At 41.5% G+C, this 26,025-nt stretch carries 18 protein-coding genes; 15 read left to right on the top strand and 3 right to left on the bottom strand.

All coding sequences use genetic code 11. The annotated features are described in order from the left end of the window. Positions 1–47 precede the first annotated feature (47 nt). From IEV91_RS09925 to IEV91_RS09910, 4 genes are all read left to right on the top strand, one after another. Positions 48–911, top strand: coding sequence for an NAD-dependent epimerase/dehydratase family protein (locus IEV91_RS09925; protein ID WP_188497273.1), 864 nt, complete (start codon positions 48–50; stop codon positions 909–911). A gap of 26 nt (positions 912–937) precedes the next feature. Then, on the top strand, positions 938–1,915 hold the full coding sequence (locus IEV91_RS09920) for an aldo/keto reductase family protein (RefSeq protein ID WP_188497272.1): 978 nt from the start codon (positions 938–940) through the stop codon (positions 1,913–1,915). Positions 1,916–2,241: 326 nt separating this feature from the next. Beyond that, on the top strand, positions 2,242–3,714 hold the full coding sequence (locus IEV91_RS09915; protein ID WP_308420027.1) for an MDR family MFS transporter: 1,473 nt from the start codon (positions 2,242–2,244) through the stop codon (positions 3,712–3,714). Positions 3,715–3,920: 206 nt separating this feature from the next. Then, a complete protein-coding gene (locus tag IEV91_RS09910) occupies positions 3,921–5,402 on the top strand; it encodes an aldehyde dehydrogenase family protein (RefSeq protein ID WP_188497271.1) in 1,482 nt (493 codons plus the stop codon). 62 nt (positions 5,403–5,464) lie between these two features. Here IEV91_RS09910 and IEV91_RS09905 read toward each other — a convergent pair whose 3' ends face one another. After that, complete coding sequence (locus IEV91_RS09905) at positions 5,465–6,715, bottom strand: YeeE/YedE family protein (RefSeq protein WP_188497270.1); 1,251 nt, start codon at positions 6,713–6,715, stop codon at positions 5,465–5,467. A gap of 372 nt (positions 6,716–7,087) precedes the next feature. Between IEV91_RS09905 and IEV91_RS09900 the strand changes: the two genes are divergently transcribed. From IEV91_RS09900 to IEV91_RS09890, 3 genes are all read left to right on the top strand, one after another. Beyond that, positions 7,088–8,491, top strand: a complete 1,404-nt coding sequence (locus IEV91_RS09900; RefSeq protein ID WP_188497269.1) for a DHA2 family efflux MFS transporter permease subunit — start codon at positions 7,088–7,090, stop codon at positions 8,489–8,491. Between the two features lie 745 nt (positions 8,492–9,236). Beyond that, complete coding sequence (corA, locus tag IEV91_RS09895) at positions 9,237–10,184, top strand: magnesium/cobalt transporter CorA (RefSeq protein ID WP_229745511.1); 948 nt, start codon at positions 9,237–9,239, stop codon at positions 10,182–10,184. Between the two features lie 208 nt (positions 10,185–10,392). Then, on the top strand, positions 10,393–12,357 hold the full coding sequence (locus IEV91_RS09890) for an elongation factor G (protein WP_188497267.1): 1,965 nt from the start codon (positions 10,393–10,395) through the stop codon (positions 12,355–12,357). 794 nt (positions 12,358–13,151) lie between these two features. Here IEV91_RS09890 and IEV91_RS09885 read toward each other — a convergent pair. Continuing rightward, positions 13,152–14,042: a helix-turn-helix domain-containing protein gene (locus tag IEV91_RS09885; RefSeq protein WP_188497266.1), complete on the bottom strand. Its 891-nt coding sequence runs from the start codon at positions 14,040–14,042 to the stop codon at positions 13,152–13,154. A gap of 226 nt (positions 14,043–14,268) precedes the next feature. Here IEV91_RS09885 and IEV91_RS09880 point away from each other — a divergent pair, with 226 nt between their 5' ends. The 5 genes from IEV91_RS09880 (at position 14,269) to IEV91_RS09860 (ending at position 20,506) form a co-directional block, all read left to right on the top strand. Next, positions 14,269–15,075, top strand: coding sequence for a sugar phosphate isomerase/epimerase family protein (locus IEV91_RS09880; protein WP_188497265.1), 807 nt, complete (start codon positions 14,269–14,271; stop codon positions 15,073–15,075). Positions 15,076–15,104: 29 nt separating this feature from the next. Further along, positions 15,105–16,178, top strand: coding sequence for a Gfo/Idh/MocA family protein (locus IEV91_RS09875; protein ID WP_188497264.1), 1,074 nt, complete (start codon positions 15,105–15,107; stop codon positions 16,176–16,178). Between the two features lie 346 nt (positions 16,179–16,524). Beyond that, complete coding sequence (locus tag IEV91_RS09870) at positions 16,525–17,253, top strand: DsbA family oxidoreductase (protein WP_188497263.1); 729 nt, start codon at positions 16,525–16,527, stop codon at positions 17,251–17,253. 251 nt (positions 17,254–17,504) lie between these two features. Then, positions 17,505–18,710: an MFS transporter gene (locus IEV91_RS09865; RefSeq protein WP_188497262.1), complete on the top strand. Its 1,206-nt coding sequence runs from the start codon at positions 17,505–17,507 to the stop codon at positions 18,708–18,710. Positions 18,711–18,973: 263 nt separating this feature from the next. Then, on the top strand, positions 18,974–20,506 hold the full coding sequence (locus IEV91_RS09860) for a DHA2 family efflux MFS transporter permease subunit (RefSeq protein ID WP_188497261.1): 1,533 nt from the start codon (positions 18,974–18,976) through the stop codon (positions 20,504–20,506). A gap of 335 nt (positions 20,507–20,841) precedes the next feature. On the opposite strand, the gene IEV91_RS09855 is transcribed toward IEV91_RS09860, so the two are convergent. After that, a complete protein-coding gene (locus tag IEV91_RS09855) occupies positions 20,842–21,999 on the bottom strand; it encodes an aminotransferase A (RefSeq protein WP_188497260.1) in 1,158 nt (385 codons plus the stop codon). Positions 22,000–22,385: 386 nt separating this feature from the next. Here IEV91_RS09855 and IEV91_RS09850 point away from each other — a divergent pair, with 386 nt between their 5' ends. The 3 genes from IEV91_RS09850 to IEV91_RS09840 all read left to right on the top strand — a co-directional run bounded on the left by IEV91_RS09850 (position 22,386) and on the right by IEV91_RS09840 (position 26,022). Further along, on the top strand, positions 22,386–23,153 hold the full coding sequence (locus IEV91_RS09850; protein ID WP_188497259.1) for a YveK family protein: 768 nt from the start codon (positions 22,386–22,388) through the stop codon (positions 23,151–23,153). A gap of 36 nt (positions 23,154–23,189) precedes the next feature. Beyond that, complete coding sequence (locus IEV91_RS09845; RefSeq protein WP_188497258.1) at positions 23,190–23,855, top strand: CpsD/CapB family tyrosine-protein kinase; 666 nt, start codon at positions 23,190–23,192, stop codon at positions 23,853–23,855. 343 nt (positions 23,856–24,198) lie between these two features. Then, positions 24,199–26,022 (top strand): polysaccharide biosynthesis protein, encoded by a 1,824-nt coding sequence (locus tag IEV91_RS09840; protein WP_188497257.1) that lies wholly within the window; start codon positions 24,199–24,201, stop codon positions 26,020–26,022. Positions 26,023–26,025 lie beyond the last annotated feature (3 nt).

Here is a 26,025-nt window from a genome sequence, read left to right as displayed (position 1 = left end):
AGCGATGTCAAGAATTCGATTCGCCATATGAATAAGGAGGAAAAAGGATGACAAAGGTTGTTGTGACAGGTGGAAGTGGTTTGCTTGGTCCTTCTGTTATTAAGGAATTTATAGATCATGGCTATGATGTTGTGAATGTTGATAGAGTCAAACCCCAAGAAGAACTCTGTCCGACCGTTATTACTGATTTAACGCAGTTAGGCGAAGTCTATGGTGTTCTTGCGGGGGCAGATGCGGTGGTTCATTTGGCAGCAATTCCCGTTGCTTATTCACATCCGAATGAGGTCACTTTTCAAAATAACGTCATGTCCACCTATAATATCCTTGAGGCTGCGGCCCATTTAGGGATTAAGAAATCGGTGATCACCTCAAGTGAATCTTCTTATGGTATTGTTTTTGCCATTCGCCCATTAGAACCACAGTATGTCCCTGTTGATGAGGATCACCCCCGGTTGCCACAAGACAGCTATGGGTTGTCTAAGATTGTAAATGAAAAAACAGCGGATATGATTCATCAACGAACAGGAATGCAAATTGTTTCCATGCGATTAGGGAATGTCATTGCACCTGATCGATATAAATATTTTCCAAGCTTTATTCATGATCCTGAGCAACGGAAAAGTATTTTGTGGAGCTATATTGATACAAGAGATGCAGCAGTGGCTTACAGATTAGCCATTGAAACAGATGATCTTGGCTGTGTCGCCCTTAATATTGCTGCTGATGATTCCAGTATGGCTATCCCTAGTCGAGAACTCATGGCACAAGCTTACCCTAACGTCACGGACTTTCGGGAACCATTAGAGGGATATGAGTCATTATTGAGTAACAAGAAAGCTAAAACCCTATTAAACTGGCAACCGCAACATCACTGGCGCGACTATGTCAAAAGCTCAGAAGTAAAATCCTAATAATTATGAAGAAAGGGTGTTACATGATGAAGTATCGACGTTTAGGAAACAGTGGGATGAAAATAAGTGAGATCGGTCTTGGCAGCTGGCTGACCTATGGTGAAACCGTAGGGAATCAAAATGCAAAAGAAATTATTCATAAGGCCTTTGATTTAGGTATTAATTTCTTTGATACAGCCAATGCATATAATCGAGGTGCGGCGGAAAAGGTTGTCGGAGAAATCTTATCAGAGTTTTCTAGATCAAGTTACGTTTTGGCTACAAAAGTCTATTTCCCAATGGGCGAGGGCCCTAATGACCGGGGACTCTCAAGAAAGCATATTATCGAACAGTGTGAAGCAAGCTTAACACGTTTAGGCGTGGATTACATAGATCTGTATCAGTGTCACCGTTTTGATGAGGAAACCCCTACAGAGGAAACATTAATGGCATTGGACGATCTCGTTCGCCAAGGGAAAATTTTATATTATGGTGTGAGTGAATGGTCAGCGGCTCAAATTACGGACGCTGTACACCTCACGAAGTCAAGAAATCTTCATCCCCTTGTTTCGAATCAGCCGATCTATAATATGCTGGTTCGCTACATTGAAAAGGAAGTGCTCCCAGTGAGTGAGGAGAATGGCATCGGTCAAGTTGTTTTCTCCCCTCTTGCCCAAGGGATTCTTACAGGGAAATATAAGCCGGGTCATGAGATCCCATCAGATAGCCGGGCAGCGAATGAAAAAATCAATGGACTCATCCAAACCTATCTCAAAGATGAGATTCTTGAACGTGTGGCAAAACTTGAAGCTCTTGCCAAAAATGAATTGAATGTGAAATTATCACAGCTTGCGATTGCTTGGGTCTTGAGACAACCTGGTGTGAGCTCAGCGATTGTGGGCGCCAGTCGCCCTGCGCAAGTTGAGGAGAATGCTAAAGCTAGCGACATTGTGTTATCCGAAGCTCTTTTAGAAGAAATCAGTGGGATCTTACAAGAAATTGATGGCTTTTTGCCTAAATGGTGATTAGAGAGTGTCAAAAAGCGGCCTTGGGTATGTTACTACTATGCCATAAGGATTTCCTAGGAAATATCTAGCAGAAGGCATTGTGAAAAAGGATTTACTCTAGATAAGAGAAGTGTAACGACAATTTTTATGATAGCACCCTAACCGGTGCTTTTTTTATTTATTTTTTTGGCTATTAAAGGATGGCTTTTTGACTGATTAGTCACTTTGTAAATTTAATGTTAATTGGTATTTTGTTGTTGACGTTTGACTCATTGGTCATTTATACTGGAGAGCAAGTAAATGTCCTGTGAAATAGGGGAAAAAAGGGACGAAGGAGGACTAATGTGAGTCAAACAAATCAAAGCACTGTAGGGGAGCTTAAAAAGGGACCTATCGTTGCGTTAATGTTGGTGGGTGCTTTTGTGGGGTTGCTTAATGAAACCTTACTTAATACGGCATTACCTCATATCATGGATGCTTTTAATATAAGCGAGAGCAGTGTTCAGTGGTTAACCACAGCTTTCTTATTGACTAATGGAATTATGATTCCGATCAGTGCTTTTCTGATTGAAAAATTTTCAACGAGAAGACTTTTCTTAACCTCAATGACTTTATTTGCCATTGGGACTTTGATTGCAGCAACAGCACCAAGTTTTTCTGTTTTGTTGTTGGGACGCATTGTTCAGGCAGCAGGTTCAGGTGTGATGATGCCTTTAATGATGAATGTTTTTCTCGCCATTTTTCCTGTTGAAAAACGCGGGGCCGCCATGGGGTTATCAGGTATAGTCATTGCGTTTGCACCGGCGATCGGTCCATCCTTATCGGGCTGGCTTGTTGAATATCACTCTTGGAGAACGCTTTTTTATGTGGTCTTACCGATTGCTGTTCTCGACATTCTCTTTTCCATCTTTTTTATGAAGAATGTGCTTCAACTTACCAAACCAAAAGTAGATGTTCTGTCTATTATTCTTTCCTCGGTGGGCTTTGGTGGACTGCTTTATGGGTTCAGTAGTGCCGGGAACAAGCACTGGGACAGTCCGCAAGTTTACATCAGTATTATAGTGGGAGCCATCGTGCTGATCTTCTTCATCTGGCGACAATTAACGATGAAAAAGCCTTTGCTCGAATTTCGCGTTTTCAAATATGGTATCTTTGCCTTGACCATAACGGTAGGCATGGTCGTCATGATGTCATTAATTGGTGCAGAAACGCTTCTGCCTATGTATATGCAAAATATGCGGGACTTTACAGCTTTTGAATCTGGACTCATGCTTCTGCCAGGTGCCTTAGTCATGGGGATCATGTCACCTGTTACAGGGATGATTTTTGATAAGGTAGGCGCAAAGTGGTTAGCGGTTATAGGGATGGCAATTGTTGCATTTGGAACCTTCCCGTTTACATTTTTAGATACATCAACGTCCTTTGCTTATTTATCCATTCTCTATGCGATTCGCATGTTTGGGCTATCCATGGCAATGATGCCACTCTTTACGGCTGGGTTAAATAGCTTGCCTCCTGAGTTGCATCCACATGGTACAGCCATGCTGAATACTTTGCAACAAGTCGCAGGATCAATTGGAACAGCCGTGCTCTTTACAATTATGAGTAATGTTGCTGATCATAAGGTTCAAGATACGGTTTCTGCTGGTGGCAAGCCAAATCCCATAGAGGCAATGATTCATGGTGTCAACGTTTCATTTATTGTTGTGACTAGCTTAGCTTTTGTCGCTTTGATACTGGCCTTCTTCCTGAAAAATAACAAAGGCACTGAACAAGAGACAAAAGAAGTTGTGAAAACGCCAGTTACTGAGCATTAATCCATCTTAAGAGGTATTCTGTTTTCTTTTGATTAAAGAAACGGAATATCTCTTTATTTATAACTTCACCGCTTATTACTCCAGATGGCTTGTTGATGTTGTCGAAGGGGGTCGACAAAAACTTTCTTTCATTTTATGAGTATCGGAAGGGTTTTCATAATAATACATTGAAGTAGTAAGTATAACTTTTTAAGGAGGTTTTAGATATGGTTTTACCAACGCTATCAATCACTGAAAGACTTGCTGATTTTCTCAAAGGGAAGAAAAAGCTTTATATTAATGGTGAATGGGTGGAATCAGCCACTGGAAAAACTTTTGAGACCCTTAATCCGGCAACAGGAGAAGTCTTAGCTGAAGTTTATGAAGCGGGTGAAGAGGATGTTAATCGTGCGGTTGAAGCTGCTCGTTATGCCTTTGATGAAGGCGAATGGTCACGTCTAGGGACCGCTGATCGCAGCAGACTGATATATAAACTGGCTGATCTTATGGAGGCTCACAAAGAAGAGTTAGCACAGCTAGATACGTTGGATAATGGAAAACCTATTCGAGAAACCACTGCAGCTGATGTTCCGCTTGCGATTGAACATTTTCGTTACTACGCAGGATGGGCAACCAAAATCGTTGGCCAGACTATCCCGGTTCAAGGCGATTTCTTTACTTACACTAGACATGAGCCTGTTGGTGTTGTGGGGCAAATTATCCCATGGAATTTCCCTTTGCTCATGGCGGCGTGGAAACTGGGAGCGGCACTGGCTTCAGGTTGTACAATTGTTTTAAAACCAGCCGAACAAACGCCACTTTCAGCTTTATACTTAGCTCAATTGGCTGAAGAAGCCGGATTCCCTAAAGGCGTTTTAAATGTTATCCCGGGGTTTGGTGAAACAGCAGGGGCACCGTTGGTCAAGCATCCTTTGGTCAATAAAATTGCCTTTACTGGATCGACAGAGGTTGGAAAATCGATTATGGCAGAAGCCTCAAAATCCTTAAAAAGAGTGACCTTAGAACTTGGTGGGAAATCGCCTAATATCATTTTGCCTGATGCTGATATGACCCGCGCCATTCCTGGGGCTTTATCAGGTATTATGTTTAACCAAGGGCAAGTCTGTTGTGCGGGTTCACGCCTCTTTATCCAAAAGAAATCGTTTGATAATGTTATGGCAGATCTCGTGTCACATTCAAAATCTATAAAGCAGGGTGAAGGTCTTAATAGTGAAACGGAAATGGGGCCACTTGTATCAAAAGAACAACAAAACCGTGTAGTCAATTATATTAATAAAGGGAAAGAAGAAGGGGCTGAATTACTGACTGGTGGTAAATTTACAGAAAAAGGCTACTTTGTTGAGCCCACTATTTTTGCCGATGTCGATGACCGCATGACGATTGCCAAAGAAGAGATCTTCGGCCCCGTTGTTGCTGCAATGCCATTTGAGGACCTTGATGAAGTGATCGAGCGAGCCAATCGCACGAATTATGGTTTAGCGGCGGGCTTATGGACAGAAAACGTAAAATCAGCTCATTATGTCGCTAATCGTATTAAAGCCGGAACGGTTTGGGTCAATTGTTATAATGCCTTTGATGCCGCGGCCCCGTTTGGTGGGTATAAAGAATCTGGTATCGGTAGGGAAATGGGGTCTTATGCGCTTAACAACTATAATGAAATCAAAACGGTTTGGATTAATATGAATTAAATAAGATCTTCTTAAATAAAAAAACAGAGAAGCTTCCGGGCTTCTCTGTTTTCATGTATGAATTAACAAAAACGGTCATCTGAGCTTGGCACTTTCATCCCAAACAATGGACGGATGTAGAGCGCTGTAAACGATCCAGCCATTGCAAAGATGAGCCATACCCAGCCGTGAAGGCTAAAGGAAGCAATGCCGCTAAAGTAAGCACCAATATTACATCCAAAGGCGAGGCGGGCACCATAGCCCATAAGAATGCCACCAATCAATGCACTGAGCATGAGTTTAACGGGTAGCTTTGTAAAGAAAAAGAGACCGCCAAGGGTGGCTGCGATAAAGGCACCAATGATGACACCAAAGTTTAATATAGAGGTTGAATCAGCAAAAATCGATTGATGAAGCACTGCGCCTTTTTCTCCTTGCCAATACACCCAGCTTTCTGGATGAAACCCAATTCCATTAGCAATTTTAGATCCCCAAAGTGCAAACGCAGAAGTGACGCCCCAAGGGGAGTTGCGGACAGCTAAAGTGATGGCGTTAAGAACTGCAAGGACAATGGCACCAATCATAACGGGCCAAGATCCACGTAAGATACGTGCCCAGCCTTTACTTGTTGGAATCGGCGCCATTTTTGGTGCTTGACGCTTTTTCTCAACGACTAACGTGATAAAGAAAACTGCGGCAAAAATAATCATTTGTATTACCCAGCCACCAAAGTAACCAAGACCGGTAGATGTTGCGAATGAAAAAGGTTTAAAAGAAGGGAGGTCATTCACCCAAAAATTCCAATGATAAGCACCTAAAGCAGATCCAGCAACAAAACCTACAATAGTAAGATAATTTTCAGATTTACCTCCGCCGATATGATAAAGCGTACCTGAAGCACAGCCCTCACCCATTTGCATGCCAATTCCAAAAAGGAAAGCACCGACAACAAGGCTAACACCTATAGGAGATACGCTGGCTGAAGGTGTTCCGCCAAAGAATGAAAAGCCCGTGCCCAAAATGATGGCAAAGAGTGTACTCGCAACAGCAAGCATCACCATTTGAGCGCGAATGCCCTCTCCGTTACCGACCGCTAGGAAACGTCTAAATGCTGATGTAAAGCCAAAACGAGAGTGGAAGAGTGCGAGACCAAGGGCAACCCCAAGCCATAACTGGACGCCAAGCTGAGTCCCGCCATAATGGAAAGCTAAAATATCAACTATAATTGCTAAAATAATGCCAAGTCCAATTAATAGTGGTTGTGGTTTCCCGAGACGTTTGACGAGATCTTCAACCTTTGAACTAGATTCATTATTTAAATTCGCGGTTGTCATAAAAATCCTCCATTTCATATGCTTTTACTAGGAATAATAATAAATCGAAGTTTAATGTACCACCATTAACACCAATCGTCAATAACTTTGATATAAAAAATGAGTATGGCTGGTGAGATAGTTGCTAATTTAATGCAAGGTATTTATGATCACCTATGGCTAAAAAGCAGTTTGAGGTGAGCTAAAAGCACATAGTTCCATGTTTAAAACAGAATGAATGACGATGAGCGTATTGTTTTGTGTCCCGCAGGATGTTTGATAGAATCGAAAATAAGTCTTTGGATATTAGACATAATATATAGAAGACATCGAGTCGAGTGACAATAGTGTCACTCCATTTTTATTACCTAAAGAGAGGAGAATTTTTATCGTATGACCACTCAACAGCAAGAAGTTCCTGAATTTAAACGGGGATTGATCGTTGCGGTTTTAATCTCTGGTGCATTTGTTGCGATTTTGAATCAGACGTTACTGGCGACGGCACTCCCACACATAATGAGTGATTTGAGCTTAGATAACACGACAGTTCAATGGTTACAAACCATCTTTTTGTTAGTCAATGGGATTATGATTCCGATCACTGCCTTTCTCATCGGAAGTTTTTCAACGCGTAAGTTATTTTTGACCGCGATTGCATTATTTGGTATCGGGACACTTATCTGTGCGATAGCTCCCAACTTTGCTTTCTTACTTGTGGGAAGAATTATCCAAGCTTCGGGCGCAGGGATTATTATGCCTCTCATGCAAACGATCTTTTTTGCTATTTTTCCTATTGAGAAGCGAGGAGCGGCAATGGGGATGTTTGGTTTAGTGATTGCTTTTGCTCCCGCCATAGGTCCGACTTTATCAGGTTGGATCGTCACCAATCATTCGTGGCGCGTGTTATTCTATATTGTATTACCTATTGCTATTTTGGACTTCATTTTTGCTTTCTTCATATTAAAAAATGTTACCAAGCTGACCTATCCAAAATTGGATGTTTTATCGATTCTTCTATCGACAATAGGATTCGGCGGTTTATTATATGGATTCAGTACGGCGGGATCAAAAGGATGGAGCGATATAGAAGTCATCGCTACTCTAATCGTAGGTGCAATCGCGCTTATTCTTTTCATCGTTCGGCAATTAAAGCTCGAGCAACCTATTCTTGAGTTTAGGGTATTTAAATATGGGGTATTTGCCTTGACGACAGCCATCGGAATGATTGTGTTCTTAGTCATGATTTCAGGAGCTACGATTCTTCCGCTCTATATGCAAGATATGCTAGGCTACTCCCCGTTAAAATCTGGGTTAATGTTACTCCCTGGGGCGATTGTCATGGGTGTGATGTCTCCGATTACAGGGAGGATATTTGATAAAATTGGTGCGAAATGGTTAGCTCTCATAGGATTGATTATTGCGACCGTTACCACCTTTACCTTCACACATCTCACGGCGAATACTTCTTATACTTACTTAGCCACTATGTGGGCCATCCGCATGTTTGGTATCTCTATGGTGATGATGCCAGTGACCACAGCAGGTCTCAATCAACTCCCACAGCGTCTTATTCCTCATGGTTCAGCAATGAATAACACCATGCGGCAAGTGGCAGGTTCAATTGGGACAGCACTCATGTTTACAATTATGGCGAATACGGCATTGGATGTAAAAACGCATGGCATGCAAGGCGTTATTCATGGAGTGAATATTGCCTTTTTCGTTGCAGCCTGTATCTGTATTATTGGTATTCTCCTATCGTTTTTTATTCGGAAAACACGTCCGACAGCTCAATAATTGTAACTGAAGGTGTTTAAGACAGACTTTCTAAGGGGCCTACTGCTTTTTAGAAAGTCTTTTTCTTTATAACATCAGAATGTAAGTTATCAAGGGACCTTATATGTGCAACTTTGGCTAGTCGCATTAACGCTTGGAGACAAGCCAAGTTTTCTAAAAGAATAAGAATGTATAAAATTCTGTTCACCAGGATGGAGTGGATTTCCGCTTCAGAACGCTCGCTTTCCTCATGCCCACACGAAGTGGGTAGGGTCGGCGTTCGACGCACCATCGGGGTCCCCAAAAAGTACTTTTTACTTTTTGGGGTGGTTGATGTGCTAGCTTCGACGTTGTCACACGGATGTGACGCTTTTAGTCGAAGTTCCTTAATGACGTGACGCATTTAGCCGATCGTCCTTAGTGACCTCAGCACATTTTGGAATTGGATATCTGTGTGTTCCAAAGTCTTTATGCTACAAAACCCCTGTTCCTGCGTCTACTTGTATCGCTTCGTAGTCAGCTTTCTCGGAACAACTCGAAGTTTATTCGTGAAGTAGCGCTGGTCCCGTTCCCGAAGGAGCCAGAGCGTCTTTCGCTCCATCCATCTGTGTTGGGATTAAAACTTTTTAGGTCTTTTAATAAAGACCGGCTTTGCCCGGTTTTTATTAAAAGTTGAAAACAGACATAGGCATGATTTTTTGTTTAAACCTTTGGTTAAGAGGAAATATAAAAGGTACGAATGAAATACATAAAGGTGGAGAGGGCTTTGATCAAACTGATGACAGATAGAGGGGAAGTCGACCAGTATGAAGATATTGGTAAATACTTAAAGAATATAGACGACTACCAATGGGTTTGGGTCGATTTTTTGGCACCTAATAAGGAAGAGATTGCCATACTAAGCGATGTCTTTCATTTTCATCCGCTCGCGATTGAAGACTGCTTGCACTATTTGCAGCGACCAAAACTGGATTATTATGATGGCTATAATTTTTATGTTTTACACTCTTTAAATCAGGAGACTTTAGATTCAGAAGAGGTGGATCTGTTCGTTTCTGAACGTTTTTTGGTCACCTTTCATCAGGAACCCGTGGTCGAAATTGAAGAGGTTTGGAACAGCATCCTTGTGTCGAGACAAGTGAACTCTCCTGCGCAATTATTGTACTTTATTTTCGATAAAATTGTGGACATGTACTTTCCAGCTGCATATCAGATTGAAGATGCGTTAAATGATTTGGAGGACGAACTTGAAGACCGTGTAAAAGGTGATCTGATTGATCAAATTTTTGACATGCGTAAGGATCTGATAAAACTACGGCGCTCCTTCCAATCCACGCGCGAGCTTGTTTATCGGATGTTGAATTCTGAACGCTTGCAAGAAGTAAAGGAGCGAAAAGTCTATTTTAATGATATTTACGATCACCTTATTCGGCTGACTGAAATTATTGATTCTAGCCGTGAAATGACGGCGGATATGCGCGATAGTTATTTTTCACTGAACTCCAATCGCATGAATTCAATCATGATGACGCTAACGGTTATATCCTCCATTTTTATTCCACTCACCTTTATTGTCGGCGTTTATGGGATGAATTTCGATAATATGCCAGAACTGCATTGGCATTTTGGTTATTATGGGATCATGATTTGTATGCTGGTGATTGCCGTTGGGATGATCACCTGGTTTATTAAAAAAGGATGGTTTAAATCTTAATCTTTTTTAAAAAAGGGAATAGGGAAAATTCGGGTTGTCATTAAGATAGAAGATGTTAATCGCCACACCATGCTGCCCATTTTGTGTGTGTTTCTAAAGAATTTAGGCTATGAATGCCTTGTTTCCGCGTCTACTTGTTATGATTTTCTAGGTCCATGTTATAATGAAGAGAGCTTGTTAAACGGAGGATGAAGAGGGGAGAAGCAGGGTGAACATTGGTCTTTTTGCTCATGTTGATGCAGGGAAAACGACAACGACAGAGCAGATACTTTATCGAAGTGGGAAAATTCGTAGCCTTGGAAGTGTTGATACAGGAACAACTCAAACCGACTGGCTTGAAGTGGAGCGCAATAGAGGGATCTCTATTAAATCAGCAGTGACGCGTTTTAATTGGAAGGATCAGTGGATAAATCTTGTCGATACACCTGGTCATGTCGATTTTATAGCGGAAGTTGAACGAGCATTACATATTATGGATGGCGCCATTCTTATTGTTTCGGCAGTAGAAGGCGTTCAAGCTCAGACCGAAGTGGTGTGGCAAGCGCTTCGTGACTTACATATCCCTACATTCATTTATATGAATAAAATGGATCGTGTTGGAGCCGATCCTAGCCGCGTTTTATCAGAAATCGAGCAGCACCTCACAAGAGAGGCTTTACCGATACAAGCGCCATGTGGAGAAGAAAGAACCTTTTCAGGCGTGATGGATCTTTTAGATGAAGGCATGTCTCTTGATGCCACTCTAAATCCCTATCAAATAGAATTAATGGAGTCCCTAGCTGAGGAAAACGAAACCCTAATGGCCAATTATCTTGAAAAGGGAACGCTTCAGGCTTCGGAAATGCTCCCGGAACTCATTCAAAGGGTTCGGGAAACCACTGTCTTCCCTGTCTTGTTTGGTGCTTCGAATCAAGGAATAGGGATTACGGAGCTTATGGATGCCATTGTGAACTTTTTTCCAAAACCAGAAATCCTCACCAACGCTCCGGTTTCTGGCATTATTTTTAAAATGGAAAGAGACGAAACCATGGGAAAGGTCTCCTATGTTCGTCTCTATAAAGGAAAAATCGAGAACAGGGAAAATGTTTATAATCTCTCACGGGGGATTGAGGAAAAAGTTACCCAGATTCGTAGAATAGAAGGGAATAAAGCGCAAGACATTGGTAAACTTGAAGCTGGAGATATTGCCGCCGTGTATGGCTGGAGTGAGGCCAAGATTGGTGACATTATCGGTTCCGCTGATGGTGTCCCTACAATGAGATCCCTTGGTGTACCTTTATTAACCGTACAAGTGATGTGGGAAAATGAAGATAACTATACTAAAGTGGTTGAAGCCTTACAAATGTTGACCGATGAAGATCCACTCCTTGGTCTCCAATGGATAAAGGAAAAACGAGAATTGCACTTAAAAGTAATGGGAAGTATTCAAATGGAGATCCTCGTTCAGCTTGTTAAAAGTCGTTTTAATCTCGATATTTCTTTTGGCAAACCCTCCGTCATTTATCAAGAAACACCGAAGACCTCCGGGGAAGGATTTATTGCTTATACGATGCCTAAACCATGTTGGGCTGTTTTAAGATTTAAAATTGAACCTGGGGAACGGGGGAGTGGCATTAGCTACCATTCAATTGTAAGGAAAGAAGATATTCTTGAGCGCTATCAAAATGAGGTAGCAAGAACAGTCCCTGAAGCACTCAAGCAAGGGCTGTATGGTTGGGAAGTGACGGATCTTAAGGTGACGCTCGTGGCAGGAGAGCACCATGTTATGCATACCCATCCTTTAGATTTTGTGGTAGCGACACCTATGGGAATCATGGATGGCTTGGCAAATGTAGGGACGAAGCTTTTGGAACCCATACTCCATTTTAAACTGACAACACCTGAAACTTTTAGTGGGAAACTCATGAATGAGCTCATACAAATGCGAGGAACCTTTGACACGCCTAAAGTGAACAATGGCCGTATGGAACTCAGCGGGAGTCTCCCAGTTGCCACCTCACTTGATTTTCCTGCACGTCTAGGCTCATTGACGAAAGGAAGAGGAACACTTAAAACCCAGTTTAAGGGCTATCAAGAGTGTCCTCCCGATGTGGAGGCTACCAGACCAAGAATCGGCGTCAATCCGCTTGATCAGTCGAAGTATATTCTCTCTGTTCGAAACGCGTTAAAATAAAGCAAATAAAAAATCGTTCCTTTGTATCGTTTTGTCCGTAGTTTAAATGATACAACTGGAGCGATTTTTTGTTTCTATTATTTAATGCAAGGGTTTTTTCTTGAAAAGCGCAGATACTCTCAAGGCCATCAATTTTCGTAGTTGAAGGAAATTGCGACGTAACTATTAAGCTAAGAGTTCACAAGTGATTACTGCTTGCTTATGGTGTGGATTTGAGCTTCAGGTCGCTCGCTTTCCTCGGGCACGGCCTCAGCTAACTTGGGAATGGATTAATGGGTTTCCCAAGTGGATCTTCGGACACGTGCTGTTCCCGAAGGAGTCTCGCGCCTTACGCTCCAATCCACTGGATTGCTGTCGATGCTTTTCTTAACTGGTTTTAATGTTGGTAGAATTAGCGTTGTCACCTCCTGCCTTTCTCTCACACGGTTCTTGCGTATTTCCTTCGTTTGATATGAATCGTGAACTCAAAAACAATCTTACTTAGCGTAGGCAGAATACGTAGACTCCTGTGGGAACAGCACGTGTCTGAAGACCCGCAGCGGTGGGGTGTCCGTGAGGAGGCTGAAGCCGTGCCCACGGAAAGCGAAGTATTCTGCTGAAGCGGTAATTTAGCACCAAATAAAGTAAGGTATGAGATGCCAACGCCGATCGAATTTACGTCGGAATCTATATCAATCTTGCATTAAATGGTAGTTTTTATAATTTTTCAGTCTGGTTTTAAGGAATTGGGCTTGAACGTCAGCTGTGCTTAGCAATGCGGGAAGTACAAGCTAAGTTATTCTTTATAAAGATCCTTATAAAGAATAATGCTCCAGAGAGGCCTTCTTTTTGCGAAAAGTGGTCGGTGTCATGCCCTTTTTTTGCCTGAACACGCGGGAAAAGGTTTTAAAGGATTGATAGCCTACTTCAACGGAAACGTCTGCGATAGAAAGGTCAGTTGATAAAAGCAGGCTGCAGGCATGACGAATGCGAACTTCATGCAAAAAGCTAACAAAATTAAGACCGACGAATTTTTTAAACTGCTCACTTAAATAAGGCACACTGAGATTAAAAAGCTTTGCTAGATGGCCTAAAGTGATATTTTCATCATGATGGGTATGGATGTAATGCACAATGGGCCAGATCATCCCACTATTCTTTATAGACTCAACAGCTGTTTTTTGGGAACGTGATTGCCTAAAGCGGTCAAACAGGATCAGAATTTCAATCACCTTGGCTTTAATTAGGAGGCTGCGCCACTCTTCTTCAGATTGGTATTCTTGATAGATAGAATCTAAAATGTCCTTCATGGTTGCAAATTGGGTTTGATTGAGTTGTATAAAGGAAGGACGCTCTTCTGTACCCATGCCATTGTAGAGAAGGCTCGTCAGTCCACTGTCTTTTTTATTGGCATCCATGATGAGATCTAAATCGAAGTTACAATTGTACAAGGTGAGTGGCTTAGCGTTATGGGCATGGATTTCATGGATTTGATAAGGTGAAACAAAAGTAAAAGTACCCGGAAGCAGGGCATGCGTTGCCCCATTAATCACTTCTCTGCCCTCGCCCTCAAGCACTAAAGAAAACTCAAGAAAATCGTGACGGTGAGGCGGGAAATAGTGATTAATCTTATTGATGGATAGATGAAAAGGAAATCCACTATCAATATTAGGATAGTTTGAAAGTGATATTGGGATTAGGGTCATAGAGACATCGAACTCCTCTAATGAAAAAATGAGATATATCTCTGAAAATCTGTCGCGCTTTATAATTACAGTTAGTTTATCATAAAGTGGTACGAGATTTTAGAGAATGCTGAAATATCTCTATACGCATCAAGTATTTTAGGAGCGGTGCCCTCCATTAAAGTATAAGAGGGAGACTTATGAAAGCGGTTAACTATTAATTGAGTTTAAGAAGGAGGTAAGGCTAATGAAGTTTGCGTTTATGACGGCAAATTATGTGGCAAGAGAATTAAATTATACAGATAGTTTAGATTGGGGGAAATGCCACCAAGCAACATTCGAGGCTTTCCACGGAGACCAGTTCTCTACGAAGTTTGAAGAACTTATTTCGACAATTAAAGGACTAGGCTTTGACGCTATTGAATTATGGATTGCTCATCTTGATCCGCTTAAGGCGACACCTAAAATGATAGAAGAGGCGAATGCTATTTTAAAAAGGTATGGGGTGGATGTGATTTCCTATACGGCAGGTTTTGGAGCACCTGGCGTGACAGAAGAAGAAGTAAGGCGAACATTAGAAACCGCGAAGGCTATTGGTGCCCCTGTTTTAGCGCAAGGTTTCCATCCTGATAATGGGCCAGTCGTTCGTCCCTTAGCTGAGGAATATGGCATTTATGTAGGTCTGGAGAATCATCCGGAGAAAACACCTCAAGATGTTATTAATAAAGTGGCCACGTTTTCACCATGGGTCGGTTCGGCTCTTGATACGGGTTGGTTTGCAACCCAAGGCTATGATGCCGTCCAAGCCGTGTATGACTTAAAGGATCACTTGGTTCATGTACATTTGAAGGATGTTAAAGCTGTTGGTGCTCATGATACGTGTGCATTGGGTGATGGGATCGTTGATATTAAGGGTGTTATGGCAGCATTGAAGGCCATCGGTTACACAGGGCCGATGACTGTAGAGCATGAGCCGCATATCTATGATCCAAGTGCTGAAGCGAAGGAAAGTCTAGAGCGTGTGCGTACTTGGTGGCAAGAAATTAACGCCTAAGAATGCCTAAGGACAGAGGAGGAACAAAAATGGGAGAACCAAAGAAAATTCGTTTAGGTATGGTGGGTGCAGGCTCCATCGGGAATGTGCATATGCAAACATTTGGTAAATTGCCAGAAGAAGCTGAATTCATTGCGGTGACTGATGTCTATTTGCCATTGGCTGAAAAGGCAGCATCTAAGTATAAGATACCTAAAGTGTATGCCACTGCTGAAGAGCTTTTTGCAGATGAAGAGGTGGATGCTGTCATTATTGGTGTGCCGAATAAATTTCATGCGCCACTGGCAGTCCAAGCACTCCAAGCAGGTAAACATGTCCTTGTTGAAAAGCCGATGGGTATAAACGCCGAAGCGGCTAAAGAGATTGTAAGGGCACAAAGAGAAGCAGGGAAAATTGTCATGGTCGGGCATCAGATGCGCTGGCAATGGCAAGCCAGAGCGATTAAAAAACAGGTTGAAGCCGGTGCCCTTGGAACGATCTATAATGCAAAGACCGGTTGGTGGCGTCGTAAAGGGATTCCAGGCTGGGGGACTTGGTTTACACAAAAAGAGGTCTCCGGTGGTGGACCACTTATCGATATCGGTGTTCACATGCTCGACCTCGCTTTATATCTCATGGGTAATCCTAAACCTGTATCTGTTTTCGGTTCCACCTATGCTGAATTTGGTCCCAAGAAAAAAGGGATTGGGACGTGGGGAACACCGAATTGGCAAGGGACTTATGATGTTGAAGATTTAGCGACGGCTTTGATCAAGATGGAAGATGGGTCGACGTTATCTTTAGAAGTCAGCTGGGCTGTGAATATGGATAGTGATAATCAACCCTTCATCCATTTGATGGGGTCAGAGGGCGGGGCCTCATTAGTCGGTGAGGGTTACAAGCTCTTAACTGAGAAGTTCGATCAAGCGGTTGATGTTGAAGGTAAAAGGACCGATGATAAAGAAGACCGTGTGCTCTTAAGTCAACATTTCTTATCCTGTATTCGCGAGGGGAAAGAACCGTTGACTTCAGCGATGAGTGGTCTAAAAACGAATTTGGTTCTTGATGCTATTTTTGAATCGTCACGGACAGGACATGAAGTCGAGCTGAACTGGGAGATATAAGATATAAAAGGAAGGAGCAGGCTGCGGCCGGCTCCTTTAGGGTTAAAACGTTAGAAATATTAGATTGTGGAAGACGTACATCTTTGGGCTCCTCCATAAAGACTGAACGACAACTTTAAGTGTGAGGGTGTATGCTTGAACATTAGGCTGTGCATAGCGAAGCGGGGAGTGTTAGATACGCCCCGTTTGAAGATAAAAAAAGGTGCATAGGTCAATGAGGCAGGGTCAAATGATAGCCTAATGCCAATTGCTGTTCATATCGCATGTTTCATGATAAATTGAATACACTAAAGCCTGCACTTAATAAAGGCGGGTCGGTAAATTTGCATTATGAGGAGCAGAAATCATGAAAATAGAGGTTTGGTCTGACTTTGTCTGTCCTTTCTGTTATATCGGAAAACGTCGTTTGGAAGAAGCTTTGAATCAGCTTCCTAACATGGAGAATATAGAGGTTCAATTTAAGAGCTTTGAACTGGATCCACAAGCGAAGCGAGATTATGGTAAGGATATCCATACTATGCTTGCGGAAAAGTTCGGAACAAGCTATGAACAAGGGAAAGTGATGAATGATCGCATGAAGGAGCAAGCGAAGGAAGTCGGTCTCACCTATAATTTTGATACGATGATTCCAACGAATACTTTTGACGCTCATCGCCTCATGCATTTTGCACATGATCATAATAAAGAAGCTGAGATGACTGAGCGTTTGTTACACGCTTATTTTACTGAATCCAAGCATATCGGTGATCATGAGACCTTGAGTGAGCTTGCAAGTGAAGTCGGTCTTGATCAAAACGCTGTTAAGACTATGCTCGTGGGCACGGATTATGCTGATGCTGTGAGAGCAGATGAGCAAGAAGCACGACAGTTGGGAGTTCAAGGCGTCCCTTTCTTTGTCTTAAACCGTAAATACGCGATTTCAGGAGCCCAACCGCTTAACGTTTTTGTAGAGGCATTGCAAAAGGTGCAACAGGAGGAACAGCCTTTAACCGTGTTAAACCCAACAACGGATGAAGCAGGAAATAATGGTGAGTGTGTCGATGGAGCTTGTCAAGTGTCTCCTAATAAGGAATAAAACGAAAAAAGTCGCTTAGCGGCTTTTTTTAACGTCAGAATTTATTACTAGCGGAAGACCTTATAAGGGCAACTTAGGCTTTCCCCAAAAGGCTTGGCGACAAGCCAAGTTTTCTTAGATGAGGGATGAAAGAGCACTTAATGATAATAGGTTGATTTGCCTATTTTTGCTTTCATTACGTTTAGCCGATGACAGCGTCATAGAATAGTGGTATTATGGTTGAAGCTATCCTGAGGAAGAAGGAAGATACGGTGTTAACTTGGAAACGAAATTTGTGGGTACTTTGGATTGGTGCTTTTTTTACTTCCGCTAGTTTCACCATGGTTATCCCTTTTTTGCCTCTCTTTTTATTACAATTAGGTGTTCATCAGCATACAGAAATATGGTCTGGGCTTATTTATAGCGCAGCCTTTTTTGCTGGAGCGTTTGCCTCACCTATTTGGGGGGCTTTAGGGGATAAGTACGGGCGGAAGCCAATGATCATTCGCGCGGGATTTTTTTTATTTCTTATTTATACGCTTACCGCTTTTGTCACAAATCCCTATGAAATTTTAATTTTGCGGCTAATGCAAGGGTTATTAACAGGCTTTATTCCTGGTAGTATTGCGTTAATCGGAACGAATACACCGAAGGATAAAGTCGGTTACGCACTCGCCATGGTTTCAACAGCAACTGCAGCCGGGAGCATTATTGGTCCACTGTTTGGTGGGGTGATCGCAGAACTTGTGGGTAATCGTATCGCTTTTGCGACGGCGGGTATACAGGTTTTATTTTCAACGGTGCTCGTCTTCTTTTTTGTCAAAGAAGAAAAGTTTACGCCAAGTAAAGACAAAACGTCTGTCATCAGGGATATCCGTCTAGCAGGGGCGAATCGCCCATTTTTGATGGTGCTTCTTTTAACTGTCGTAGCCCAATGCTCCGTGATGACATTAGAACCGGTATTGCCTCTTTACATTGTCGACCTTGGAGGGTCGGCAGATAAGACGTCATTATTAGCCGGGGTTGTTTTCTCTTTACCAGGTATCGCCAGTGTTATTTTTGGTCCGTATTGGGGGAAATTAGCGGATAAAATAGGTTTCCATAAGATCTTAATTATCGGGCTATTTGGCGGCGGTCTTGGGACCTTTGCGCAAATTATTTTTAGTGAACTTTGGGGCTTTTCGATCACACGATTTATTTTTGGCATCTTCTTTTGCGCGGTTTTCCCTGCTTTAAATGGATTGGTTGTAAAGTCAACACCTGAAGATTTTCGTGGGCGCGCCTTTGGTCTCAATCAGACGGCTAATCAAATTGGCGGTATGCTTGGACCTATGGTCGGTGGCTTTATTGGAGGGATTTTCCCGACTTATATGGTGTTTTTGACGACTGGAATTCTTTTGTTGGCTGCGATGAGCCTAGCGTATGGCACGCGGGGTCAGGAAGTAGTCCCAGAGAAGCGATTGAGAGGCAATCATTAGAGTCTTTTAGAGAGTGGGCATTAGAGGTTTAAATTGTTGACAAAGTGTGCTTTCGAGATTAATATAATAAAAGCTTACTAACTTACTAATAGTAATGTAATTGTTTATAATAAAGAAGACCCTATTTTTATGCCTGTTTTTTTCCTACCTACCTTAGGTGGGACTTTTATTTGGTTGAAATGTAAAAATATCTCATTTATTCGATTGCGTTGTCTAAGGAGTTAGGCATTTATTTTAATTTATTGTATGGAGGTTTGGTAGCAATGACATCTGAAAGTAGTACCCCTAAGAATATTAAAGTTGTACCTATTTTTGGGATTATGATTGCGGGCGCATTAGTTGCATTCTTGAATCAAACATTGATCAATATAGCTTTACCGCAACTCATGAATCATTTTAATATATCTGCTACAACTGCAGATTGGTTAACGACTATTTTTATGCTCGTGAATGGGATTGTCATTCCAATTACGGCATTTTTGATGAATCGATTTACAACAAGGCAGCTCTATCTGACCGCTATGAGTCTGTTTACCATAGGGACAGTCATATGTGCAGTGGCACCTTCATTCTCTGTTATTCTAGTCGGTAGGGTCATTCAAGCGGCTGGTGCGGGTATTCTGTTTCCACTTATTACTAATGTTATTTTTACTATTTTCCCGCCAAAACGTCGTGGGTTTGCCATGGGGATTTTTGGGGTAGCGATGAACTTCGCCCCTGCCATTGGGCCAACATTATCCGGTTGGATTGTCCAAAGCTATTCTTGGCGTGTTTTGTTCTATATCATCTTACCTATCGCGATTCTCGACCTTATCATTGCTTTCTTCCTTGTGAAAAATGTAACAGAAACCAAGCGTCCGAAGCTGGATGTTTTAGGTGTGATCTTATCTACAATTGGATTTGGTGGATTATTATATGGTTTTGCCACAGTCGGTGACAAAGGCTGGGGAAATGATGAAGTGATTGCTTCCTTAATCATAGGTGGTATAAGTGTCATTCTCTTTGTGATTTGGCAGTTAATCACCGACGAACCAATCTTAGAGTTCAGGATCTTCCGTTATCGGATCTTTACTTTAACAACAGCGATTAATGTTGTGATCACGATGGCGATGTTCTCGGGTATGATCCTCATGCCAATCTACATGCAAAACATTCGCGGCTTCTCTCCAATTATGTCTGGTTTATTACTTTTACCAGGTGGGGTTGTCATGGGAATTATGTCGCCGATTACGGGACGTTTATTTGATAAGTTTGGTGCGAAGTGGCTAGCCATTATCGGTCTTTTCATTACGATTGTAACGACCTTTGCTTTAACCCGTTTGGTCGTGAATACGTCCTTTACGTACGTTGTTGTCGTTTATACCATTCGGATGTTTGGGATGTCCTTGATCATGATGCCAATCTTTACAGCCGGTTTAAATGAACTTGCATTGAGCTTGAATAAATATGGTACAGCCATGGTCAATACATTAAGGAATGTCTCTGGAGCAGTGGGAATGGCCTTTTTCGTTTCTATTATGTCAAACCAAGGCCTCAAGCATGTCAAAGACATTATTTCTCAGCACCACATTCTTTCAAGTGACAAAGCTCAGATCGCTTTGGCCCAACAACAAGGTTCTGTCATGGGTGTGAATGATGCTTTTATGGTCGCGACAGCATTATCAATCATCGCCTTTATTCTTGCATTCTTCATTAAACCGACGGAGCCAAAAGAGGATACGATTACCAATCGCGTACGCAAGCCTCACAAATTTCGTCTATCCATTTTCCCTAAAAAGCCACAGGGAAGTAGGTAAATAGGGATTCATTAAGAAAAGCTTGGCTCAGGCAACGTGCTTGAGTGCATGACTTATAAAAAAGAAAGTTATTTTAGATGATCCACTCCTTTGTTTGGAGTGGATTTTTTTTGAGCCACGTGCTCATTTGTTAGCTGCGGCTCTCTACTGTGAGTCAGCTGCCTCTTTTGTTGACCAGTCACCTTTTTAGTGCGTGCGCAGGGCTCATTTGTTAGTCCACTATAAAGTGGTCCTCAATGAGAAGTCATGATGAAAAAGTAAAATAAGTCAGAAACCCTGGTAATGCAAAAAGCTCTCGGTCATTAACCAAGAGCTTTTTGCTTTTAAGAATATATTTATTTGAGCTTTGCAATAAAACGCTCAAGACGGTCGAGTCCTTGCTCGAGGAGGTCTTGGGAGTAGGCGTAAGAAATCCGAATATAACGATCTCCATAGGATGAAAATGCCTCTCCAGGAACAACAGCAAGATTTTCACTTTGAAGTAGGTTTTCAGCGAAATCGTTTGACGTCATACCAAATTTATCAATAGAAGGAAAGAGATAAAAGGCCCCCCCAGGCTTCGTCGTTGGTAATCCCATGTCCAAAAGTCGTTCATAAGAATATTCTAGACGTTTTTGATAAGCCTCTCGCATAATCGCCGCATCGTCAATCCCCCTTGTTAGTGCCTCAAGAGCTGCATATTGTGTGATCGATGACACACAGGTGACATTATACTGATGAACTTTTAGGATTTGCTCTGCAATCTCTTCAGGGGCTAGAAGAAACCCCATCCGCCAACCGGTCATTGCATGCGACTTTGAAAGCCCGTTAATGACAATAGTCTTGTTCCACATTCCTTCAAATGATGCAATTGAGGTATGGTGGGTACCGTAAGTTAACTCGCTATAGATTTCATCCGAGACGATGAAGATATCTCGCTCCTGTAACACGTCCGCAATCTCTTGGAGTTCATGGGCCGAAAGCACCATCCCTGTAGGATTCGATGGGTAAGGGAGGATCAGGCATTTCGTTTTTTCCGTTAGAGCTGCTTCTATATCGCGAGCCGTTAATTTAAAGTCAGTATGCGTCGTATCGATATGTACAGGAATCGCACCGCATAAATGAATGACGGGTTCATAACCTGGGTAGACCGGTCCTGGTAAAAGCACTTCATCTCCGGGTTCTAATAAAGTGCGAAGTGTAATGTCAATAGCTTCACTGGCACCCGTTGTAGCAATAATTTCTGTAGCGGCTTTATAGTTTAATTGATATTTCTTTGCGACAAACTGCTGTATAGCCTGACGTAGCTCGATCATTCCAGCATTATGAGTATAGGTTGTATAGTTTTGGTCAATGGCCCGCTTAGCCGCCTCTTTAATATGGTCGGGGGTGGGGAAATCAGGTTGGCCTATGGTAAGTGACAAAGCCTCAGGATACTGAGCGACTTTATTAAAAAATCTTCGTATCCCACTAATTTGAATATCCTTTACCTGAGGATTTAATAATTCCTTCAAGACAATCTTCCTTTTTGTACAAACTGTATCGCGAAATGGAGCATTCGTCAATTGTTCTAGATTTTCTTCAAAAATCAAAAAAGTAATAGAACTCAAAAAAAGATGTTGACATGGAGTGTTTTAAGAGGTATTTTATTTACATAAAGTTCATTATATAAAACAAAAAGATGAAAATTCCGTTAACACCGAAGGTAATATTGCACTTTTTACATATTCTAAAGTCAATATATCTCTTATAACGAACAAAAGGAATTTTTTTTCATTAAAATTTGTACTAAAGGCCATCATCCAATGACTGTCACTACGTATGATTTTTTTTGCTCATAAGGTTCTTTATAATGAACATCCAGTTCGTTAAAAATGAAAATAGAGGAGTACAAGGCAATATGACAAAAGAGATTAATTTGAAAGAGATATTACATATCATGCGAAGAAGAATATGGGTCATTCTGGTTTCAACTCTTTTAATGACAGTGGCCGCTTATTTATATAGTCATATTGTTGTTGAATCCCCTCTCTATCAATCTTCTGCACGAATCCTTGTTGGGGCCGAGGCGCAATCGGATAACATGAGTACTTTGATGGTTATGATAAAGGATCCAACAGTTTTAGAAAAAATTAGTCAAAAACTTAAGGTTAAGAAAGATCCCATGGATTTAGACCAAGACATTACTGCATCGAATATTGATGATTCACACGTTGTCTTAATCCAAGTGACTGCAGAACATCCAAGTGAAGCTGCTGAAATAGCCAACGCGGCTGCTCTTGTATTGAAGGACGAAGCCGCCAGTCTACTTAACTTTTCCAATGTTCGTTTATTATCTGAAGCCACAACCAATCCAACTCCAATTAATCCAGAGAATAATCACAAGATGATCTTAGGTCTTATTGGAGGCATCGTTGTAGGCATCGGTCTTGCCTTCTTATTGAATGCTTTGGATGATACTGTTCAATCAGAAAAGGAACTAGGTCAATTGTTGGAAACCCCGGCCTTGGGAAGCATTGCGAAAATGGGAAAGAAGAATACACGAGAACCTATTGAATTTCACTCTAGGGCGTTCGCAAAAGAAACAGGGAGTAGAAAGAGACGTTCTCAACGTACAGATTCCTTTCAAAAGGAAAAGGTCAATGAAAAAAGTTCAGAGTTTTTTTAAAGCAACTCCATCGACAAGAATCGGAGGTAGTCTTGAATGAGGCTCTATAATGAAAGAGTTTGGAAAGCGTTCAAAAGGAAGAGCTTGGTTTCCTATTATTATCAAGGCTCTAAGATATCTGAGCAATATAGAAAAATTTATGCAAAGATTAAGTTTTCATCAAGTGACCATTTAAATCACATCATTGTCGTCACCTCACCAGATTATAAAGAAGGTAAAACGACAACGACGGTCAATTTAGGCACTTCTATTGCGCAGTTGGGCGAAAAAGTATTAATTGTTGACGCAGATATTCGTAAGCCGACCTTACATAGGTTGTTTAATCTTAATAATGATATTGGATTGACTAATATTCTCCAAGACCAAAAGAGCCTGGATGATGTCATAAAAAAAACAGTCATTGATACTTTAGATATAGTGACAAGTGGTCCTTTACCAACGAATGTACCAGCATTACTCAATGCACCCTCAATGAATGCATTGATGCGTAGGCTAACAAATGATTATGATATTGTGCTTTTCGATACACCGCCATTATTAGAAGTGACGGATCCTACGATCATTGCTAATGAAGGGGCTGGGGTTATCCTTGTTGTTAAGAACGGTAAAACTTCAAACGAGAAAATAATTGAATCCAAACGGTTATTAGATCTTTCAAGGGTTAGACTCATTGGGTCAATTCTTAACAATAAGAGAGCATAAATGAATGAAGAAGGTGCGAACGAAGATATTTATGTTCGTTATTTAGAACTTGTTATTCATAGGTAATGCCTCCTCACCTTTATCAATGGAGACACTCGGCCATGCTGTGGGTTAAATAACCTTAGACGTTGATCGTCGAAGGTATGGTGTGAGGTTGGGTTGAATGCCCATTTACATATTATTATTGCCATTTGAGGTGTTGAAAAGCTTCATATAAGAGAGAGGACCCGATTAAAAGTTTTAGCTATGGGGTTGAGAAGAGAGAAGAACCTTGTAGCTAAAACCTTTAAGTTTTTGAGAAAGAGAGAAAGGGACAATTTTTTAGGGGAACAGGGGGAAAAAGATGACGTATCACAAGCGATTTACCTTATTCGCCGTCGGTGATTCCATCATCGTCGTCATTTCTATTTTTTCTAGTTATTTTTTAATCAATAAAGATTTTCACATATTGACCTTACCAATGATGGTAAATTTAGTTTTTTTATTACTGAGCCACCATCTTCTTTTCTTAATCTATAAGCTTTACAAAAAGGCTTGGGAATATGCAAGTGTTGGAGAATTGCTAAGCTTATTAAAAGCTGTAACCTTTTCTATAATTGGGACTGCACTTGTTCAAGAGATAGTAGTACAGGAGATTTTCTTTCGTGTCTTGATCGTCACTTGGATGATGCAGATGTTCCTCATCGGGGGTTCTCGATTTATGTGGAGATTGCTTCGTGATGTCTATTTTAAACGCTCTGATCAAAAGAAGCGGACATTAATCATTGGGGCGGGATCAGCGGGGACTATGGTTGTGAGGCAATTGCTCAAAAATAAACAAACAGAGCTCCACCCAGTAGCTTACATTGATGATGATATCAAAAAGCAGCACCTGTATATTTTAGGGCTCCCAGTTGTTGGGGGGGTGACAGAAATAGCACCCATAGTTGAACGGATGAATATTGATACAATCATTATTGCCATTCCATCGATGCGAAAAAGTGCATTGAATAATATTTTTCAAGAGTGCTTAAAGACAAACGCAAAGACACAAATTCTCCCCATGCTTGAGGATATTGTCACAGGGAAAGTTTCAGTGAGCCAATTTCGTGATGTTGAAGTTGAAGATTTGTTAGGCAGAGAGCCTGTTGAATTAGATATGGAGAAAATTTCCGATTATGTTACAGATAAAACGATCCTAGTGACAGGGGCGGGGGGATCCATTGGTTCCGAGATATGTAGACAATTGACGGCCTTTAAACCTAAAAGACTTGTATTAGTGGGTCATGGTGAAAACAGTATATATACTATAGACATGGAGCTTAAAGAACGAGGTCATAAATCCAACATTGAAGTGATACCAATTATCGCTGATTTACAAGATGCGGAGAGAATACAAGCGATTGTGAAAGAGTATCGACCACATGTCGTCTATCATGCGGCCGCCCATAAGCATGTGCCGTTAATGGAGGCCAACCCTGAAGAGGCGGTAAAAAATAATGTCATAGGCACAAAGAATATTGCTGAAGCTGCAAATGCATATGGGGTTCAAACCTTTGTCATGATTTCATCGGATAAAGCTGTCAACCCAACAAGTGTGATGGGGGCAACCAAACGATTAGCAGAAATGATCATCCAAAAACTAAGTTTAACAAGTACAACGACATTTGTTGCCGTTCGATTTGGAAATGTTCTTGGCAGTCGTGGAAGTGTCATCCCATTATTTAAGAAACAAATTCAACAGGGCGGGCCGGTAACGGTCACGCATCCTGACATGATCCGATACTTTATGACAATTCCTGAAGCCTCACGACTCGTTATTCAGGCAGGAGCTGTTGCAAAGGGCGGTGAGATTTTTGTTCTTGATATGGGAGCTCCCGTCAAAATCGTGGATTTGGCTAAAAATTTAATCCGACTTTCTGGTCATTCTATAGAAGATATTGGCATTACTTATTCGGGGATAAGGCCGGGTGAGAAATTATTTGAAGAGCTTTTGAAGAAGGAAGAACTTCTGGAAGAACAAGTCTTTCCGAAGATTTATATAGGTAAGGCTTATACTCTATTATTTAATGAAATTGAGGACCTTATTAATCAATTCTCAGGCTATGATAACAAGGAGCTAAGAGAAAAACTTGTATATCTAGCCAATAAAAAAGTAACTCCAGCTCTGATGTCTGTTCCAAGTTAAAGG

The organism is Pullulanibacillus pueri, from assembly GCF_014639255.1.
GTDB classification, from domain to species: domain Bacteria; phylum Bacillota; class Bacilli; order Bacillales; family Sporolactobacillaceae; genus Pullulanibacillus; species Pullulanibacillus pueri.
This window is presented reverse-complemented; position numbering and strand designations above follow the sequence as displayed.